This window comes from Candidatus Nitrohelix vancouverensis (assembly GCA_015698305.1).
Lineage (GTDB): Bacteria > Nitrospinota > Nitrospinia > Nitrospinales > VA-1 > Nitrohelix > Nitrohelix vancouverensis.
On the sequence record CP048620.1, the window covers coordinates 2,871,921 to 2,888,860 of the forward strand.

16 protein-coding genes are annotated in these 16,940 nt (G+C 48.4%); 6 read left to right on the plus strand and 10 right to left on the minus strand.

Annotated features, from left to right (window positions below; all coding sequences use genetic code 11):
- Nucleotides 1–3 precede the first annotated feature (3 nt).
- From G3M78_13260 to G3M78_13280, 5 genes are all read right to left on the minus strand, one after another.
- Nucleotides 4–327 carry a hypothetical protein gene (locus G3M78_13260; GenBank protein ID QPJ66308.1) on the minus strand — a complete coding sequence of 108 codons (324 nt, stop codon included), beginning with the start codon at nt 325–327 and terminating at the stop codon, nt 4–6.
- Entirely contained in the window at nt 324–1,739 is a 1,416-nt protein-coding gene (locus G3M78_13265) for a hypothetical protein (protein ID QPJ66309.1), read from the minus strand. The genes G3M78_13260 and G3M78_13265 overlap by 4 nt, the downstream gene beginning before the upstream one ends.
- 46 nt (nt 1,740–1,785) lie before the next feature.
- The gene (locus tag G3M78_13270) at nt 1,786–2,505 is read right to left on the minus strand and encodes a hypothetical protein (protein ID QPJ66310.1); all 720 of its coding nucleotides are present in this window, start codon (nt 2,503–2,505) and stop codon (nt 1,786–1,788) included.
- Between the two features lie 83 nt (nt 2,506–2,588).
- Nucleotides 2,589–3,179, minus strand: coding sequence for a hypothetical protein (locus G3M78_13275; protein ID QPJ66311.1), 591 nt, complete (start codon nt 3,177–3,179; stop codon nt 2,589–2,591).
- 29 nt (nt 3,180–3,208) lie between these two features.
- The gene (locus G3M78_13280; GenBank protein QPJ66312.1) at nt 3,209–3,601 is read right to left on the minus strand and encodes a hypothetical protein; all 393 of its coding nucleotides are present in this window, start codon (nt 3,599–3,601) and stop codon (nt 3,209–3,211) included.
- A 230-nt stretch (nt 3,602–3,831) separates the two neighbouring features.
- Between G3M78_13280 and G3M78_13285 the strand changes: the two genes are divergently transcribed.
- The 3 genes from G3M78_13285 to G3M78_13295 all read left to right on the plus strand — a co-directional run bounded on the left by G3M78_13285 (nt 3,832) and on the right by G3M78_13295 (nt 7,477).
- The gene (locus G3M78_13285; protein QPJ66313.1) at nt 3,832–5,547 is read left to right on the plus strand and encodes a hypothetical protein; all 1,716 of its coding nucleotides are present in this window, start codon (nt 3,832–3,834) and stop codon (nt 5,545–5,547) included.
- A gap of 158 nt (nt 5,548–5,705) precedes the next feature.
- Nucleotides 5,706–6,602: an NAD(P)-dependent oxidoreductase gene (locus G3M78_13290; GenBank protein ID QPJ66314.1), complete on the plus strand. Its 897-nt coding sequence runs from the start codon at nt 5,706–5,708 to the stop codon at nt 6,600–6,602.
- Between the two features lie 44 nt (nt 6,603–6,646).
- The gene (locus G3M78_13295; protein QPJ66315.1) at nt 6,647–7,477 is read left to right on the plus strand and encodes an MBL fold metallo-hydrolase; all 831 of its coding nucleotides are present in this window, start codon (nt 6,647–6,649) and stop codon (nt 7,475–7,477) included.
- Between the two features lie 115 nt (nt 7,478–7,592).
- Here G3M78_13295 and G3M78_13300 read toward each other — a convergent pair whose 3' ends face one another.
- Nucleotides 7,593–8,645 carry a DUF481 domain-containing protein gene (locus G3M78_13300; protein ID QPJ66316.1) on the minus strand — a complete coding sequence of 351 codons (1,053 nt, stop codon included), beginning with the start codon at nt 8,643–8,645 and terminating at the stop codon, nt 7,593–7,595.
- Between the two features lie 268 nt (nt 8,646–8,913).
- Here G3M78_13300 and G3M78_13305 point away from each other — a divergent pair, with 268 nt between their 5' ends.
- Nucleotides 8,914–9,576, plus strand: coding sequence for an aquaporin (locus G3M78_13305; protein ID QPJ66317.1), 663 nt, complete (start codon nt 8,914–8,916; stop codon nt 9,574–9,576).
- A 36-nt stretch (nt 9,577–9,612) separates the two neighbouring features.
- Here G3M78_13305 and nhaA read toward each other — a convergent pair whose 3' ends face one another.
- The 3 genes from nhaA to crcB all read right to left on the minus strand — a co-directional run bounded on the left by nhaA (nt 9,613) and on the right by crcB (nt 12,310).
- Complete coding sequence (gene nhaA, locus G3M78_13310; GenBank protein QPJ66318.1) at nt 9,613–11,001, minus strand: Na+/H+ antiporter NhaA; 1,389 nt, start codon at nt 10,999–11,001, stop codon at nt 9,613–9,615.
- Nucleotides 11,002–11,375: 374 nt separating this feature from the next.
- Nucleotides 11,376–11,588 carry a hypothetical protein gene (locus G3M78_13315; protein ID QPJ66319.1) on the minus strand — a complete coding sequence of 71 codons (213 nt, stop codon included), beginning with the start codon at nt 11,586–11,588 and terminating at the stop codon, nt 11,376–11,378.
- Nucleotides 11,589–11,941: 353 nt separating this feature from the next.
- A complete protein-coding gene (gene crcB / locus G3M78_13320; GenBank protein ID QPJ66320.1) occupies nt 11,942–12,310 on the minus strand; it encodes a fluoride efflux transporter CrcB in 369 nt (122 codons plus the stop codon).
- Between the two features lie 273 nt (nt 12,311–12,583).
- Here crcB and G3M78_13325 point away from each other — a divergent pair, with 273 nt between their 5' ends.
- Nucleotides 12,584–13,654 carry a glycosyltransferase gene (locus tag G3M78_13325; protein QPJ66321.1) on the plus strand — a complete coding sequence of 357 codons (1,071 nt, stop codon included), beginning with the start codon at nt 12,584–12,586 and terminating at the stop codon, nt 13,652–13,654.
- Nucleotides 13,655–13,684: 30 nt separating this feature from the next.
- Here G3M78_13325 and G3M78_13330 read toward each other — a convergent pair whose 3' ends face one another.
- Entirely contained in the window at nt 13,685–15,646 is a 1,962-nt protein-coding gene (locus G3M78_13330) for a potassium transporter Kef (GenBank protein ID QPJ66862.1), read from the minus strand.
- Nucleotides 15,647–15,841: 195 nt separating this feature from the next.
- Between G3M78_13330 and G3M78_13335 the strand changes: the two genes are divergently transcribed.
- Nucleotides 15,842–16,933, plus strand: a complete 1,092-nt coding sequence (locus G3M78_13335) for a DUF3365 domain-containing protein (GenBank protein QPJ66322.1) — start codon at nt 15,842–15,844, stop codon at nt 16,931–16,933.
- Nucleotides 16,934–16,940 lie beyond the last annotated feature (7 nt).

The following is a 16,940-nucleotide window of genomic DNA, read 5'->3' on the forward strand; positions in this document are numbered from 1 at the left end:
TGGCTATTTGTGAATCAGGCTACCAACATGCCTCGCCTGTTGTTCATTTTCTAGATGAAACTGGACGACGACGCCCTTTTGCGCCAGCGATACCAGAGGAGCGAGAGCGCTTTGTTTTTCCGTGGATAAAATAAATTGCTCTATATCTGAAGAATGCCCAGTGTGCGAAGAATGCACCTTGAGACATACCCCCTGCCCCACGGATACGTTCTGCTTCTTTCGGTTGCGACCAAAGACAGGACGCTGGACAGCAAGAGTTTTTAGAATGCGGCGCCAGCCCCAGCAGATGACACCCCAAATCCATGCTTCCGTTTTTGAAGGTTTCATCGGAACAGACTCACCCAATTATAAATTGCATTGAACAGCTTGAAAAAATATTCCGAAGTTTCCTGATCCAGTTTGCTTGAAAGCGCCGACGCATTCCCAAAAAACAAGACATCAAGGCTCGAGCTGTCGAGTTCAGGAGGAAATTCTTCGCTCAAGCTCTGACCGGGTTCAAAAATAAATTTAACTCGCAATATCAGGATTCGCTCAGCGCCGAGCATGCTCCCACGCAAAACTATGACATCGGTATCCTTGAATTTGCCGCCGGATTTTTCCTTGCGTTTCGTTCTGAACACCAGACAGTCATCGGAACAATTTTCAAGATAAGCCGTGATCTGATCGTCATCAGGAAACGTGTCTTTCTTTTTGAGCGATCTTCCCAAAGCCGTCTTCTCCAGTTCGCGGCGCAATTTTTTCAGCACATTGGAATCATGAAGTTTTGAAACGAAGATATCCTTCAACTCGCTTCCCACCAGAAAGTCGGGAATTTTGGAAGTCACCCGCATACGCGGCCTTTCTTCGCCATGGACCGCTTCTAATTTCATCCTCAATTGGAAAGCATCCTCTTCGTCATCGAAAGCAATATTCCCGTCTGCGTTGAGCCGGAGAACCGCATCAGAGTGAAAGTTATCCACCTGGTGAAGGGTGAGCAAGGGGGGATAGGAACCAGCAGGGAGGTCTAGATTGCTCGCGGCGGTGACATAGGTTTCACGCAATTTTTGCAGAATGGAGATCACATCGTGATCCGGCTGTGTGTGATCAGACAGGGGAATGAGCGCGCCCTCTCCTTCGTCGAAATCCCAGAGCGCCCATTCTCTCAATATTTCCATCATGCTGTTGAACGCCTCGATACTGAGGGAGTCTTTTTTATTCTCGATCAATCGCGTTTTTTTCCCAGGCGGCGTATAGCATAAAATGACAGACTTTTTATTCCTGTCGTCCTGCGAATACGCAAAGACGCCTTTGGTCTCGATATCCAAAGACAGCAACATCGAATTCGACGGAGCAGGACGGAATGCCTGATCGAGGAGGCTGTGCCTCCTCAGCTGATTCGATAAAGGGGAACTATGGATGAATGGAGGGGAACAGAAAAACAGCTCCGTGGCTTTGACATCGTCCCGTTCCATTCGTTCCGCTTCAGGAACCGGAAGGAATCGGACTGACAAATTGAAGTCTACCAGTACTTTTTCAGGGCCCTGCTTTTTTAGTAAAAATAACAGGGAGCCGCTTTTACTTTTAGAAATCGTAAAATTTAAATCAAACTGGAGGGGACCGATGAAAAAAAAATCATGAAAGAAGGCCGGTTCTGCTTCGTCGCGTTGTTGAGAAACTTCCAGCAATTCCAGATTTGCCGCGACAAGCCCCTGGCTCAAATCCCCCACAACTTCGGAAAGCGCCTCTAAGCGATCATTCACATCAACCATTTTAAAATGCCCCCGGTTTTATATTAGGCATGCATGGCTATTCATCATCATCTTCATCATTTTTAAACGACAAGGCCTCTGGCGGCAAAGGCGCGGCAATGATTTCAAATTGAATGCTTTGCTCGTTGAGTTCTTTGGACGTTGTTTTTTTAGAAGCCACAATCACATTCAATTTGCCGCTCGATTCATTATCCAACGCCACCTTGAGTTCGGCGGTTAATTTTGGTATGCGAAATACCGTAGGAAACACATAGTCCTTGTCCTGATTCTCCAGATTGTACTCGCGGGAAACATAGTCCATCATACGCTGTGTTTCCACCATGCTTTTCCCAATGTCCGCCAGAAATTTTGCGAATTGTGAAAACTCCTTGTGAGATGCAGGCGGACCGGCTTTGACAAAGCTATCCAATTCAGCGTCCTTCTTCGCTTTCCTTTTGGCCTGCCTGGATTGTCGCTGAGTTTTCTCTTTTTCCCGCTCCGCTTTTCTCCGGGCCTCTTTCTTTTCCCTTTCTGACTTTCTTTGGGCCTTTTCTTTTTCTCGTTCGGCTTTTCTTTTAGCTTCCGCCCTGTCTTTTTCCGCCTTTCTCCGAGCCTTGTTTTTTTCTCTTTCTATTAGATTTTGCTCTCTCTCTTCTGCTTTAGCGGATTTTTTCTGAGATTTAGCGGCTTGTCGCTCCGCGCGTTTTTGAGCGCGATCAGCTTGCCGGTCCGCTTTCTTCGCAGACCGTTTGCCTGACGTCGTCTTCTTCGTAGCCATGAACTGATCCTTATTTATCGCCCACGCTAACGGAATCCATCAGCGTGGGCGTCATTGTCAAATTTCAACAAACCTGATCTTAATTACGAAGCGTCCTCTTCCTCTTCTTTTTTATCTTTCTCTTTAACCTTTTTGGCCCCCTCGGCCAAGGTATCCAAAATTGAATTTGCCTGGGCAGACAATTCGGGATTGACGGTAGAGTTCTCAGGCATCGTCAGGCTCAATTTGCCCAACTCCTCAGCCCGGTCGAGCAGAGTGTTCAAGACTGTTTTATCCATGGGAACGGCGTGAATGACCGTTCGCACCTCGGCGGCGGCCCGGTAGTCGCTACCATAGGTCAAACTGGTTGCGGCCTGTACCACCCCGATGTTCACTCCACCCGCAACGCCCGCTTCAAAACTTTGGGAAATATCCATCTTCATTGTGAAGGTGGTTTCTGTGAACTGGTAGCGCGAAGGCGCCATCGCCGGGAGCATGGTTTCCAGAACGGCCTGAAAACCCTTGGTTCCATCGCCGGCGCTTTTCGCGCCCATATCGCTCACCATGGTGAGCAGGGCTTCCATGTCCTGCAAAAAATTCAGGTTGAAATTTCTCTGAGCCTCGGCAATTCCCAAACCAAGTCCGGTGATAACGTTAGGCAAGGATTGCAGATTTTTGATGATTTTTTTTGACATGGTTTTTTCTCCGATAAATTTACTCAATACTAAGGTTTCAATCTAGTTGACCTGTTTTTGACCGGGACCTGTTTGATTTCTAGCGTGATCTTTGATTGTTGAAAGGAACCATAACGAATGCGATGACTGGAATTGATCGGAAGAGCCCTCAGCTTTTGAACTTTTTCCTGATCAACGCTGAGTTGAACGCCGCATTCAAGTTTCGTGGATGTCAGTAGTTGACGCGAGGGCTGAAGTCCGGATGCGGCTTCCCCCATGATTGCTTCCAGCTGAGGATAAAGTTTCAGAAAATGGTTCAAATCGGACAAAAAATCGTTGTCCAGTTTTGCTTGCGCAAGAGGAAAGGATTCTGCAAGGCGCAACAATAGACCTTGCAGGGAAGCGTGCATCTCTTCTGTCTTTATAGAATAGCTTCCCGGCATAATCCCTCAAAATTTAAGAAAACCGAAATACACTTTATCAAACATGGGTATTAAAGTACAATTGTCTGCGAAATTTCAACATTTTTACTTTTTTTGACAAGAATTTTCTTACAATTCAGGGATAACTCTGTTCGAGAAACTTGAAAAAACCAAATTCGCCAGGTTATTAGAATTTCTCAAGAAACTTCACTGCGTAGCGCTTACAGACAACTTTTTTGATGAGGTGGCCCATGAAGCTAATACCTGTCATTTTATTTTCAGTCATTCTATCCCTATTGCCGACTCAGCCAGCCTTTTCATTCACTCAATTTACGAGCAAACCCGTTCCCAGTCCTATGGGGCATGAATGGCTGACACGCTTGGGCGCAGAAAAAATATTGGACCTCAAAAAGCTGAACACCTTGATGAGTCGTGTTCAAAAACTTTCTGATATCCCCTTGGATAAGGGTGAAGTGAAGCGAATCTATTCGGAAAAAGTGGAGGACGGAAGATTTGAATCCACTTATATGGCGGTATATTCAGCAATCATCGGGCAGAGGTTTGTTGATTTTGGCGGCACGAGAGTGGGAGCGACCGCGAATGATCGGCAGTGTTTTGACGCGGTCGCGCAGGAACCCGTGTCGGCCTATATGGATCATTTCATGCGAAGTCCCCATGACAAGAATGCAATAGGCGGTGTGCAGGCCATCCAAAGAGCGAGAAATAAATTCGTCAAAGTTTTTGTGGAAGCGGCAATGGCGGAACCCAAGTCCATGGTGGTTAAAGATGGCGGTATCATCCCCGGCCTAGTCACTGTGGAGAGCAACTATTTTCTATTTGGCAGGGCAGTGCATCTCTTTCAGGATTCATTTTCTCTCGACCACGTGGTCCGCTTGCCCGAGGATGATTTCATGAAAGTCAGAAACCTCAAGGGCTATGGTTGCACAGCGGGTGTGGAAGAACACAACCATAAGATCATTCAAAACGTAATACTGAACGCCAGCGCTGGTGATGTGGTCTGGAATGAACGAAACCCTCTTGAAACTTATTATGCCGCCCGATACTCCATCACCTGGATCGGTTACGGCGAAGAGTACATGAAACCCAATGCCGTGGTCGCCGCAAACGCAACCGCAGAACTGTGGGGAGCCTTCATCCGGACGATGGGGCAGAACCGGTCAAACAGAGAATCCTTTGCTCGCAAAGAAGCGCAGGCGCTCGCCGATAAATGGCTCAACTATGACGAGAGCGAAATGCTCGCCTGGTACGATGACGAAGCGAATCGCGACGACACCTACCTTCTCGCCGACGACAACTCCCCCGCCTCCAGAGGCAAAGGAAGAAAGGTTGAAGATTGCACATCAAGCAACGGAGAAACCGGACTTGCCGGCAAGATAAAGCATGAGGAAACGATCGCAACGAATCGACTGATCTGCCTCGCCTCCATCGAAGCCGTTCCCGGATACGACGATCTCTACGACCCTTACCTGCTCATCCCCTTCAACTGGCAATGGAAAAAAGAAGCCTCCCGATCATTCTTGCCGCCGCTGGACAGGTTGCCGACGCCCAGCGCAAATTCCGCAATCGCCGATCATGTAACGATTTGGGATATGGATGGAAAGGCGATACAGTCGAACAGAAATGACTGGTTGATTATGGGCAACACTCCTATGGAGTTCACCGTCGTGGACGCGGGAAACGGAGCGGTCTACCTGCGCTCCAATAGCGATGCGACCGAGTTCTTATCCTATCGAGCGGCTACGGGCGCTGTTGGGCTTTACCCAAGCGCAAACAGCGCCGAGTTGAAACTGATCCGGCACGGCGATTACTGGGAGATTATCAACACCAAGCTCAATCACCATATGTACCGTTACAGGAAATCCATCTATCTTCATGCCGATGGCGATGAGGCTTTTGAAGCCGGCAACCCGGATGCGCGATGGATCATCAAGGGAATGCCCAATTGAAACGGACTCCCGATGGCTCAATCCGGCGACAAAGACCGCATCACTAGTTTCTAAAAACCAGCGTTGTCAGCGACACAGATACTTTTTAAATTTGAATCCGGGGTCTGGTATATTTAAAGAGTCTGTTCCACCTCCTGAATATTTAAGGGAACGTTTTAATGATAAATCAAAACAGTCGTATCGGTTTGGTAGGCGTGGGTCGCATGGGCGCCAATATGGCCCGGCGTCTCAAGGACAAGGGGTATGCTGTCTCTGCGGTTCAGGATATCAACCCGTCCGGCGCGGCATCATTGGCGAAAGAGTTGGCTTGCGAGGCCGCCGCGACACCTGCCCGGGTTGCGGAATTATCCGATGTTGTGCTGACAATTGTGCCGGATGATTCCGCCATGCGCGAAATTTTTTCCGAGGGAAATTCTTCAAGCCTGCTGTGTCATGCCAGGGGTCGGCTGTTCATCAATTTCGCCACGGTCTCCCCTGAAGCGCACATCGAGGCGGAAGCGCTCGTCGAAAAGCATGGAGGAAACGCTCTCGAAGCGCTCATGGCCAGCAGTATCACGCAAGCGCGGGAAGGGACGCTCTACCTCATCTGCGCAGGAAAGGAATTGATTTTTGATCAGGCGCGCCCTCTTCTTCAGGACTTGAGCGTCAAGAATCTCTATACGGGGCCAGCCGGTACTGCGGCGCAGGTCAAGGCGCTCGTCAATATGGTCATGAACTGCAACACCGCCGCATTGGCAGAGGGCCTGGGACTGGGCGATGCGCTCGGTCTGGACCTGAGCATGCTACGCGAGGTATTCGGTCAAACCGGCGCGGCATCCCGCGTTCTAGAAACGGACGGGCAAGACATGCAGGAGCGGGATCACGAATGCTATTTCTCCGCCGCGCACGCCGCCAAGGATTCCGGGATCGCCCTCAACATGGCGCAGTCGGTCGGCTTGCAGTTGCCGCTGGCACAGGCCACGCTTGACCAATATCAGCGTCTCGTTCAAGCCGGGAAAGGCGAACTGGACAAGTCGGGCGTTGCCGAGTTGACATTCAAGGGACGAATGAAATAAAGAGTTTTAATCAATTTATATTATTTTTTAAGGAAAGGAACGCAATGGCGCTTGAAGATGAATTGGGGGATATTTTACAAAAGGCCAGAGACGGCAAAAACTGGTCCCAGGACGACCTTGCTCAGGCAACGGGAATTTCCAGGGACGATCTCCAGCGGATTGAAAGCTATCAACTGACGCCCGAGGATTCGCAAGTCTTAAAACTTGCAGACGCCCTGGATTTAGACGGCCCCGCCCTGATCGACAGCGCTCAAGAACGCTGGATTCCCCAGGCGCCCCTTGACGATCCGGATTTCGATCTGGTTTGTCTCAATGTATTCATGGGGGAATATCCCGTCAATTGTTTCCTGTTACGTTGTAAAGCAACGGGAGAAACAGCGGTGGTGGATACCGGCGCGAACCCGAAAACCATCATCAACAAGGCGCGGGAAATGAACGTGAAGCCCAGCATGATCCTGTTGACCCATGCCCACCCGGACCATGCCGGAGGCCTGGGAGAATTGACAAAAGCCTTTGAATGCCCAACCTATATTGACCACAAGGAACCCAAACCCAAAGGAAGCTCCGATTTCAAAATCGTCAAGGACGGAGATGAGATCAGGCTAGGCAACTTACGCATCCAGTGCATAGAAACCCCCGGTCACACAACGGGCGGCGTCTCTTATCTCATCAACCAGACCCTGCTGTCAGGCGACGTTATTTTTGCCGGGTCCATGGGGCGCGCCAATTCCTCCTGGCAGGATCTCTTCAATTCCATCACGCAAAAAGTCCTGCGTCTGCCAGACGCCACCGGGCTTCACCCCGGCCACGGCCCTGCGACAACGGTCGCGCAAGAAAAAGAACACAATCCATTTTTCAAGGGACGCGCCGCTTAGATTATTCTTTTAGAATTGATTTATTAAATGGTTAACGCTTACGAAAACCAATCGCTTCTTCAAATCATTTTCTTACCTTGCATTAAATCCCCTGGATAATTGCGGGGAACCCTCATTAAAAATCGTAATCCAGCGCGAGAGTGCTTGTGACATCGGTTTCCTTGATCCCGGTGGTGGGCTTGCTATCATATTCGATGAGATTAGTGAGCTTCAAGGCCCATCCAGAACCCAGACTGGTTTTAATGTTGGATTCATTTCGCCACTTGTAATCCCCTGTATCGTCAACGCGAGGATAGAGCTGGGACTCCACATTAAACTTCAATCGATCGCTCCAGTGAAGAGCGTACTCCGCGCCCAAACGATAGGTTGCCCATTGCTCGTCCACTCCCAGTTCATGATCCTGGGAGAAGTAGGTAACGCCCGCCTCAAGGTCCAAAGAACTTTTAGCATCGTCCCACAAACTGTAACCCACCCCAGGGCCAAGGATCGTCCGCAAATTAAGGTCCTTGAATTCATCCTTCAACATTTCCGCCGCAAAATACACATAAAGCGGACGTTTCACGAAATGGTCGATTTTCATTGACCCATAGGTATTACGACTGGTCACGCTGTCGTCTTCATCAGAATAATTGTGCAGGAAGCGAAGCCTGAAACGGTCGTCTTCGGTCTTTCGGTTTGTCTCAAAACCCAGAGTGATACTGTTCAAATCGGTGTTCCCAGACTGCATGCTACCCCCTGCGGAAATACTTCCCGACCAGTTAGATTCCGGCGGATTGACCGCTGTGATGCGCCGCCAGTCGACGACCGCGCTTTGGCCCGTCTGCGCGCTCTTCACCCGCACGCCGCCCCCCTCTATAGGAGTCAAGGATCCTTTCAGTTTCCAGCCATTGTCCAAATGAATTCTCACCGGTTCTTCTGTGATAATTTTTTTCACACTCGACAACTTAATTTTTATATCTCCTCCATATTCCGTGGATAGCGTCAACTTACCCCCATCCATAGACTTCACCGTGCCGCTCAAGCGGTCGCCATTAACAAGCAGTAATTCGTCCGCCTGAACGGGCGCTGCGAAAAGAACCAAGATCAAGAACAAATGTTTCCATTTAATAAAACCGCTATTCAGTTGAAACATATTTTCTCCCAGTTGCAAACGTTCAAACACAATCAAGCCATCGCCTGATTGAGAGATGTTTAGTTTTAAAATATAAGGAAAAGCATAAAACCTTTCCATTCTCTAATAGGATTCTAACAAGGAGCCGGTAAGATTAAAACCGGCGGTCGCAAGCGCTCACTCCCGGAAAAATGAGAAGGCTCTTAAAACATTGAAAATCATCTTCCAAGGCGACAAAGCTTTGAAGTATTCCCGGAAAAAAAGATACAATTAAAAACACGTGACAGTTAAAACCAGTCGACATTTCCCCAAGGTATAGAAAAGAATGGATAAATACCTGTCTGAATACATCGCAACGTTTTGTCTCGTTTTTGCCGGAACGGGAGCCATCATCGTGAATGATTTGAGCGGTGGGCAGATCACTCACGTCGGCATTTCCTTAACATTTGGACTGATCGTTACGGCAATGATCTATGCCATCGGCAATGTCTCAGGAGCGCATTTAAACCCTGCGGTAACGATTGCGTTTATGGTTTCGGGACGTTTGGCAAAAAACCAGGTCATGCCCTTCGTTGCCTGCCAGTTTCTTGGGGCGCTGACTGCAAGTTTATTTTTAAAGTTTATTTTTCCGAGTCATGAAACTTTGGGGCTGACCGCGCCCCACGGACCGGTGTATCAAAGCCTGATCCTGGAATTTTTACTCGCCTTCATACTCATGTTTGTCATTTTAAACGTTTCAACCGGGGCCAAAGAGAAGGGAATCATGGCGGGAGTGGCGGTGGGTTCAACCATAGCGCTGGAAGCGTTGTTTGCGGGTCCCATCACTGGAGCTTCCATGAACCCGGCGCGCTCCTTAGGCCCCGCGCTTGCCAGCGGACAGTTGGAGCATCTTTGGATTTATTTGAGCGCGCCCGTGCTGGGAGCTCTGGCGGCATGTCCTTTTTGCAGAATCATTCAGGGAGACGATTGTTGCCCTAGCATCGAATGAACCGATCAAACTCAACGGTATGGAGACCCTTAACCGTTATTCCTGGGCCTCAACTCTAACGCTCGATTGTGGAGGATTTTGTTTTTTACTGGTCAGTAATAACCACAGGTAACCAGAAACGCCAGCGATCAGGGAAGCGAATAGTACCCCGGTCTTCGCCATCAGCAAATCCTCGGGGTGATGAGCGAAGCCCAGTTCAGAAATGAAAATGGACATTGTGAAACCGATCCCTCCCATGAATCCAACGCCAACGATGTGATTAAAGTTCAGCCCCTTGGGTAACTGGCAATAGCCAAGGCGCACCGCCAGCCACGAAAAAAAACTAACCCCGATCAATTTCCCAACGGTCAGACCCGCGATGATTCCCAGAGACACCGAATGCGAGAGTGTGTCGCCAAGGGTTGCCCATTCTATCGGTACGCCTGCATTTGCCAACGCAAAAACCGGAATAATAATATAGGCCGCAGGTAAATGCATTTTATGTTCCATCGCCTGAGCGGGAGCCTGCACTTTATGAACTCCCTCGCTTAGAGCCATCAAGCGTGAACGCATCCGGTCATTCTTTAAAATACTTTTCTCTTTCTCGTATGCGTCCTGAATACGGTTAACCAGTTCGTTAGCCCTCTCAAGAAACCGTTGCGGATCGTATTTCGGTCTCATAGGAATAGTGAAAGCGAGAAGAACTCCAGCGAGGGTCGCATGCACGCCGCTCTTTAACATCGCCAGCCAAAGAATGAGACCGAAGAAAATATAGGGAAAGGAATGCCGGATACCGCCGAGATTGAAGCTGATCAACCCGCCTAAGACCACAAAAGCCAGCCCCAAAGCTGCCCAATCCAAAGACGCTGTGTAAAACAGAGCGATGACTATAACTGCGCCCAGATCGTCCACAATCGCCAATGCGACCAGAAAGGTCAGAAGATTTCTGGGGATGCGTTTCCCCAACAAAGCCAGGGCGCCAAGCGCAAAAGCAATATCCGTCGCCATGGGAATCCCCCATCCGTCCAGGGTATGTCCCTCCGGATTAATCATTACATAGATCAGCGCGGGAACCGTCATTCCGCCAATCGCCGCGATGATTGGCAACAACGCTTGCTTCGGATCAGATAATTCACCGACCAGAATTTCTCGCTTCAACTCCAGCCCAACGACAAAAAAGAACATTGCCATCAATCCGTCGTTGATCCAGTGATGAATGGACATGGAAAGGGAAAAATTTTCAAATCCGACGCTGAAATAACTTTTCAGCAGGTGATGGTAAGATTCATTCCACCCGCTATTTGCCAGAATCAAGGCCAGCACGGCGCAGACCATCAGGAGTATTGCGCTGGTGGTCTCGCGGTGAATAAAATCTTCCAGTGGACTCAGTACGCTATCAAATGCCTTCTCCCATGGAGCCACATAGACCTTGCCCTTTTTTTTCATTCCGTCGCGTCCTCCCAATCAAGGTAGTCCAAATTGTAAAATCGCTGAGTCATGCATTGGATTCGAAATCTTCTGAAGTGCAATTGTAATTCGGAAAAAATGAGGTGAACTCCCAAAGAGCATGGCGAGTTGAAGCGATCATGAGGATAGGTAAGCAGAATTCGGCAATGACCCAAAAGACGGCGCCAAAATCCACCGCAAACTTCACAGAAGAACTAGCTGAAATTGAAACGTACTTACAGCACACGATCCGGTTAATTACATTTTAAATATCATGAGTAAAAAACCAAAAAAGACGCTCAACCCCAACATCCAAGACATAAATTTAAGCATGCCGCTTCTCCGATAGAAAAAAAATCGACACGATCATCCTGTCATTCAAAATCCTGAACATCTTCACCGTCCAGAATATTCTCATCCAAACCCTTTTCAATAATGAGGTCTGCAACATCGCCAATGATCGTTCCTTCATCCGCTACATTCTCTTCATCGAAATCGTCGAAAAACAAAGAATGCTCGGATTCACACCATTTGCGAACCCCGGTACTAAATCGTAATACTTTTTGAACCGCTTCGAGTTTTTCCATCCTCTACCCTTAAATCGTGTTTTAAAAATATCTTTAAACAAGCGCCTCAACCTGCAATGCCACTCAAGCGTTTCAAGGCGTCAGTCAATTTCACCAACAGTGATAGAATCATTTCAATTTTAACTATTTCGCCAACGACTTCAACAATAATAGGAAAGCCGCCGGACCATGTGTTCCGAAGCCGTGTGAATACAGACTCCATCGGCAAGGTTCAGACAAACTATGCGCCCTTCCGGCTTTCCCTCTTCAGTCACTTCAAGCCTTACATTTTTAACGGAATAATTCCAGCACATTTGATACAGCTTTTAAATTGCGCAAGCCCATCGCATTCCCTGCCATAACAATTGCCCCCACTACAAATAAGCGATGACCTTGCCCAGGTAAATGCCAATTAAAGATAAAATCACTGTAGCCAGAATATTAACAGTAAATAGAACAAGCTGATCTTGTTGTAGCAATCGAAAGGATTCATAACTGAAAGTAGACATGGTTGTGAAGGCTCCCAGAACGCCGATCGACAAGAAAATACGGATCTCATCAGAAAACATTCCCTTTGACTCTGAAAGAAACATTACGAATCCCAATAAAAAGCTTCCCACAAAGTTAACGAACAGCGTGCCTGCTGGAAACGACAAAAATCCGGATTGCACCCAGCCGCTCACCCAATAACGAAACAGGCTTCCCGCAAAACCTCCCAATCCAATATAAATCCATAGTGGCATAACAATTGATCCGGTATATTGAAGAATTCAATCACTTCACTCGTTTTTACATATTTTGAAACAATATTTTATGATTTAATGAACCGGTTCTCAAAATCAGAACACCAAACCGCCCAGTCGCCTAAAAGCCGAGTGGGCCGTCCAGCTATATAATTTCGTCGTCGTTCCCAAGACAAGAACACATTCAGCAAAATAATGAAAACAATTTGTTATATTACGGGCACTACCTCCCTTGGGGGCGGCCCGGAACATTTATATCAACTTTTAAAACGTATGGACAGAAAGGAATGGCAACCTTTCGTGTGCTCGCGAATGGACGGCCCCTACTGGAAACGATTCAAAGCTCTGAAGGTGCCCTTATATCCATTCACTCTAAGAAAATTGTCTCCGCTGACTTTTTTCGCCCTGTACCGTTTTCTTAAAAATAAAAAACCAGACTTGATTCATACCCACGGGAAAGGGCCCGGCTTGTATGGCCGCGTTATAGCGCGCTTGCTGAACATTCCTTCAATCCACACCTTCCACGGCTTTCATTTTGACGATATTCCCCCTCTCAAAAGAAAGCTCCATCTGTTCGTGGAAAATTTTTTAAGCAGAATAACCAACTGGCATATCTTCGTCGGAGAAACAGAAAAAGAACGCTCCCATATCCTCAGCCATATGAACCGAAATCAATACAGCGTGATTCCTAACGGCGTCGACGCGGCCGCCATAGAAGCAATACGCATCGATCGGGCGGAAGTCATGCGCAGGGAAGGACTCAAACATTATCTGTATGGAACGCTTTTGGGGACCGTATCGAGGCTCTCCCCTGAAAAAGGAATTCACATATTGATAGAGGGGTTTGCTCTCGCCGTTAAAAAAAACGCTGACTTAAGACTGATCATCATCGGCGGCAGTCTGGACGAACATAAAAACTATGAAGCGAAATTGGTCGAACGTATTAACGAATTACAGCTGGAATCTAAAATAGCCATGGTCGGAGCGCGCGAGGACGGTTTGTCCTATATGAAATGTCTGGATTATTATATTTCGCCATCATTGAGCGAAGGCCTGCCTCTCAGTTTGCTGGAAGCCTTTTCAGCGCGAGTACCCGTTCTGGCATCTGCGATCCCCGGCAATGAAGAAGTCATGGGATCACCCGCCTGCGGAACGCTCTTTCTACCTAATTCGCCCGAAGCCTTAGCCCAAACTATTCTGGCCACCTGTAAGAAGAACCATCCTGAAATCGAAAAACTAAACGCGCAAGCCTTCAGTCGCGTTTCGACAGTATACTCTGCGCACTCGATGGCGGAAGCCACATTCAAACTTTATCAAAACCTCGCCGTCCATAATCCCCAGTAAACCGCTTCACTATCTCCAGCCCCGAAACAATTAAGATTTTTCACAGGCGCCGTCGCCGATTTCAATGATCTTCCTGGCTTTGACCAATGAAGCGTGACGTCCAAATAAAACCAAAACATCGCCAGCTACAACACTGAACGCGGCGTCTGGATCGGCGGTCACTTCATTGCCTCGAACGACTGCGATCAACTGCGCTCCACTAAGAGCCTTCAAGTGCAAGGCTTCAACCGTTTTACCGTTGGCCCAGCATTCGCCTGAGACTTGATACGATTCGGTCAGGGTGGCTGTAAGGTAGGTCGAAAATTTCCGGAGATTCTCCGCGTCGAGAGAGATACCGCGGAACATTCCATAGCCTTCCATGCGCACCAGTTCAATTTGTTGCTCGATCACATTACTGGGGATCTTGAACTCTCTCAGCACGCGACTGAAAATTTCAATGGAGGTTTCAAACTCCTCGGCGATCACTTGATCCGCCCCCGCGTTCGTCAATTCTTCCACCTCCCTCGCAAATCGGGTGCGAACCAGAATATGGATATCGGGATTCAGTTTTCTCGACAATTTGATTCCCTGCTCGGTCGCCTGAAAATCAGAGATCGCAAACACAATTGCTTTTGCGCGCATGATCCCAGCCTGCACCAGAATATTCGCGCGCGTCGAATCGCCGTACAGCACCTTGAAATTTTCAATGAGCGCGCGCCGCACCGACTCCCCGTCCAACTCGATGATTTGAAATGGAATCTGAATCTCGTTCAATACCTTCGAAAGGTTTTGACCTCCATGACCGTAGCCAACGACGATGACATGATCTTTCAAACTGCCTGAAGATTTTTTAGGACCTTCCGCAGTTTCGTCTCCGGCTCCAAAAAGGCGAAGCGACCATTTGGAAGAACCCTGAATAAGTAGAGGCGCAATCAGCATGCTGAGCGTCGACACGATCAGAAAAATCTGGTATTGAGACGCCTCGAAAATGCCTTCATCCAACGCAATTTTCGCAAGCACAAGAGAGAACTCTCCCGCTTGCGCAAGACGCAAACCAACGACAAAAGAAATCCTCGAGGAATTCTTTGTCACGACTGCCGAAAGAAATGCGCCGGCGATCTTCACCACGACCAAAGCCGCCAGTAAAGTAAATATCAAAGTTCCTGATTCAATGAATATGGACAGGTTCAGCAACATGCCTATGGAGATAAAGAAAATTGCGCTGAAATAATCCCGCAGGGGAAGGATGTCCAAAAATATTTGATGACTGTATTCCGAGTCGGAAATGATTATCCCGGCGATGAAAGCGCCCATCGCTAAAGACAACCCCAGACTTTCCGACGCCAGCCCTGCGCCCAGAATGATCAATATAACCAGCAGGGTGAGATGTTCGCTACTACCGTAGCGGGCGACCCACGACAAGGCCTTCGGCACCAGTAAACGCGACACAACGACCAGCGCCGTCACCGCGACCACTGAAATCAGAAACGCCATGCCGACGCTCGACGATCCGCCTTCTGCCGTTCCCGCCAACAAGGGAATCATCAATATGAGCGGGACCACCGCCAAATCCTGCACCAGCAATATTCCAATGCAGGTCTGGCCATGCAGTGTTTCAAGTTCTGCACGGTCCGTAATCATTTTCATGACGATGGCGGTGCTACTGATCGCCCCCAGCGCAGACAACAAGATGCTTTGATTCTGCGGCACGCCATAATACGAAAGGATGCCATAGATCGCCAGACCGGTGAAGGTCAACTGCGCTCCACCCGCGGCCAGTAAGGGGATGAAGTTTTTAATCAATCGGCTTATCGAAAATTCAAGCCCCACAACAAACAACAGCAGAATCACGCCGATTTCTGCCAGGTGGTTCACCGACTCGACGTCGTCCACCAGTTTCAATCCATAGGGGCCGATCACAACGCCCGCTACGATGAAACCCATCACCGACGGCAGTTTCACTTTGTGAAATATAATATTGATTGGCAGAGACACCAACAACAGCAACACCATGTCTTGAATCAAATGACCCACCCTCAACTCCTGGCTGTTATACGTTTTTTTACCGTTACGACCTGATAGAGATTCTGCTTAAAAATGTCTTCGCACGCCGTTGATTTAATTTATACTGTAAACAAGAGGTGATTATACCCCGATCAACAAATGAATTCCGATAGCTTTATTCGGATTGACTTGACGGAGGTTAACATGCCGGAACGAGTTCATACGCTCCTCAAAACTTTATATTTCCTGTTTCTCTTTTTTACTTTTCTACCGAGCGCCCAGGCCAATTCAGTAGAAAAAGGAGTTCTTCCAGCCGTTACGGCGGAATACATTCACTCCATCATCGAAGCGAACCGTACCATCTACACGGAAGTGATCGTTGAAAGACTGGGCGCCGCCATCGCTTTGCCCGCAACCGAAAATTGGGAAAAAGATAATGCATTGATGCTTCCCGCCCAATTTTTACTCGCATCATCCCAACACGCCAACAGCAAGAATATCGGGATGACCTACCGTTTGCTCAGTCTGTGGCCCATCAATCCCAAAAATGGACCTAAAACAGATTTTGAAACTAACGGACTCAAACAAGTAGCTCTGAAACCCGAGACGCCTTTCGCGCAAGTGATCACGATGGAAGGTAAAAGCTTCTTCCAGGTCATTTATCCTGATAAAGGGGTGAGCAAGGCCTGCGTCAACTGTCATAACCAGCACAGCAAAAGTCCCCGAACCGATTTCAACCTAGGCGACGTCATGGGCGGCATCATCATCAATCTGCCCATCAGCAAGCCGGACGCTTCCAGCCTGATCCCGCCGGAAGTCGTTGCGGATTACATCCATTCAATATTAGAGTCGGCTCGCGCCGTCTACGCAACGTATATAGTTGACCGCCTGCAGCAGAAAAAAATCGCTTTCGCATCCGAGCAATGGTGGGAAGACAACACCCTGCTTCTGCCCGCACAGTTCCTTCTTGATTCATCTGATCTGATCGCCCATAAAAAACTACCTCTGGATTTCAATTTGATCAGCCAATGGCCTATCAATCCTGCTCACGGCCCTGCCAATGAGTTCGAACGGACGGGACTCAAATACGTCAATCAAAACAAGGTTCGGCCCTTCATTGGCAAAACCCAAGTGGGAACGCAGGATTTTTTCAAAGTGGTGTACCCGGACTTTGCAGTCGCTCCGTCATGCGTCGACTGCCACAACAAACATCCAAACAGTCCGCGCAATGATTTCAAGTTGGGAGATGTAATGGGTGGGATCTCACTCTCGTTTCCCGTACAAACCGGAGAATGAGTGTTGT

Excerpts from the sequence above, each read along its gene's own strand:
- G3M78_13305 (QPJ66317.1), top strand. The coding sequence starts at position 8,914 with ATGGATAAATACCTGTCTGAATACATCGCAACGTTTTGTCTCGTTTTT.
- G3M78_13290 (QPJ66314.1), top strand. The coding sequence starts at position 5,706 with ATGATAAATCAAAACAGTCGTATCGGTTTGGTAGGCGTGGGTCGCATG.
- G3M78_13285 (QPJ66313.1), top strand. The coding sequence starts at position 3,832 with ATGAAGCTAATACCTGTCATTTTATTTTCAGTCATTCTATCCCTATTG.
- G3M78_13315 (QPJ66319.1), bottom strand. The coding sequence starts at position 11,588 with ATGGAAAAACTCGAAGCGGTTCAAAAAGTATTACGATTTAGTACCGGG.
- G3M78_13335 (QPJ66322.1), top strand. The coding sequence starts at position 15,842 with ATGCCGGAACGAGTTCATACGCTCCTCAAAACTTTATATTTCCTGTTT.
- G3M78_13260 (QPJ66308.1), bottom strand. The coding sequence starts at position 327 with ATGAAACCTTCAAAAACGGAAGCATGGATTTGGGGTGTCATCTGCTGG.
- nhaA (QPJ66318.1), bottom strand. The coding sequence starts at position 11,001 with ATGAAAAAAAAGGGCAAGGTCTATGTGGCTCCATGGGAGAAGGCATTT.
- G3M78_13295 (QPJ66315.1), top strand. The coding sequence starts at position 6,647 with ATGGCGCTTGAAGATGAATTGGGGGATATTTTACAAAAGGCCAGAGAC.
- G3M78_13270 (QPJ66310.1), bottom strand. The coding sequence starts at position 2,505 with ATGGCTACGAAGAAGACGACGTCAGGCAAACGGTCTGCGAAGAAAGCG.
- G3M78_13280 (QPJ66312.1), bottom strand. The coding sequence starts at position 3,601 with ATGCCGGGAAGCTATTCTATAAAGACAGAAGAGATGCACGCTTCCCTG.
- crcB (QPJ66320.1), bottom strand. The coding sequence starts at position 12,310 with ATGCCACTATGGATTTATATTGGATTGGGAGGTTTTGCGGGAAGCCTG.
- G3M78_13325 (QPJ66321.1), top strand. The coding sequence starts at position 12,584 with ATGGACAGAAAGGAATGGCAACCTTTCGTGTGCTCGCGAATGGACGGC.
- G3M78_13330 (QPJ66862.1), bottom strand. The coding sequence starts at position 15,646 with ATGGTGTTGCTGTTGTTGGTGTCTCTGCCAATCAATATTATATTTCAC.
- G3M78_13275 (QPJ66311.1), bottom strand. The coding sequence starts at position 3,179 with ATGTCAAAAAAAATCATCAAAAATCTGCAATCCTTGCCTAACGTTATC.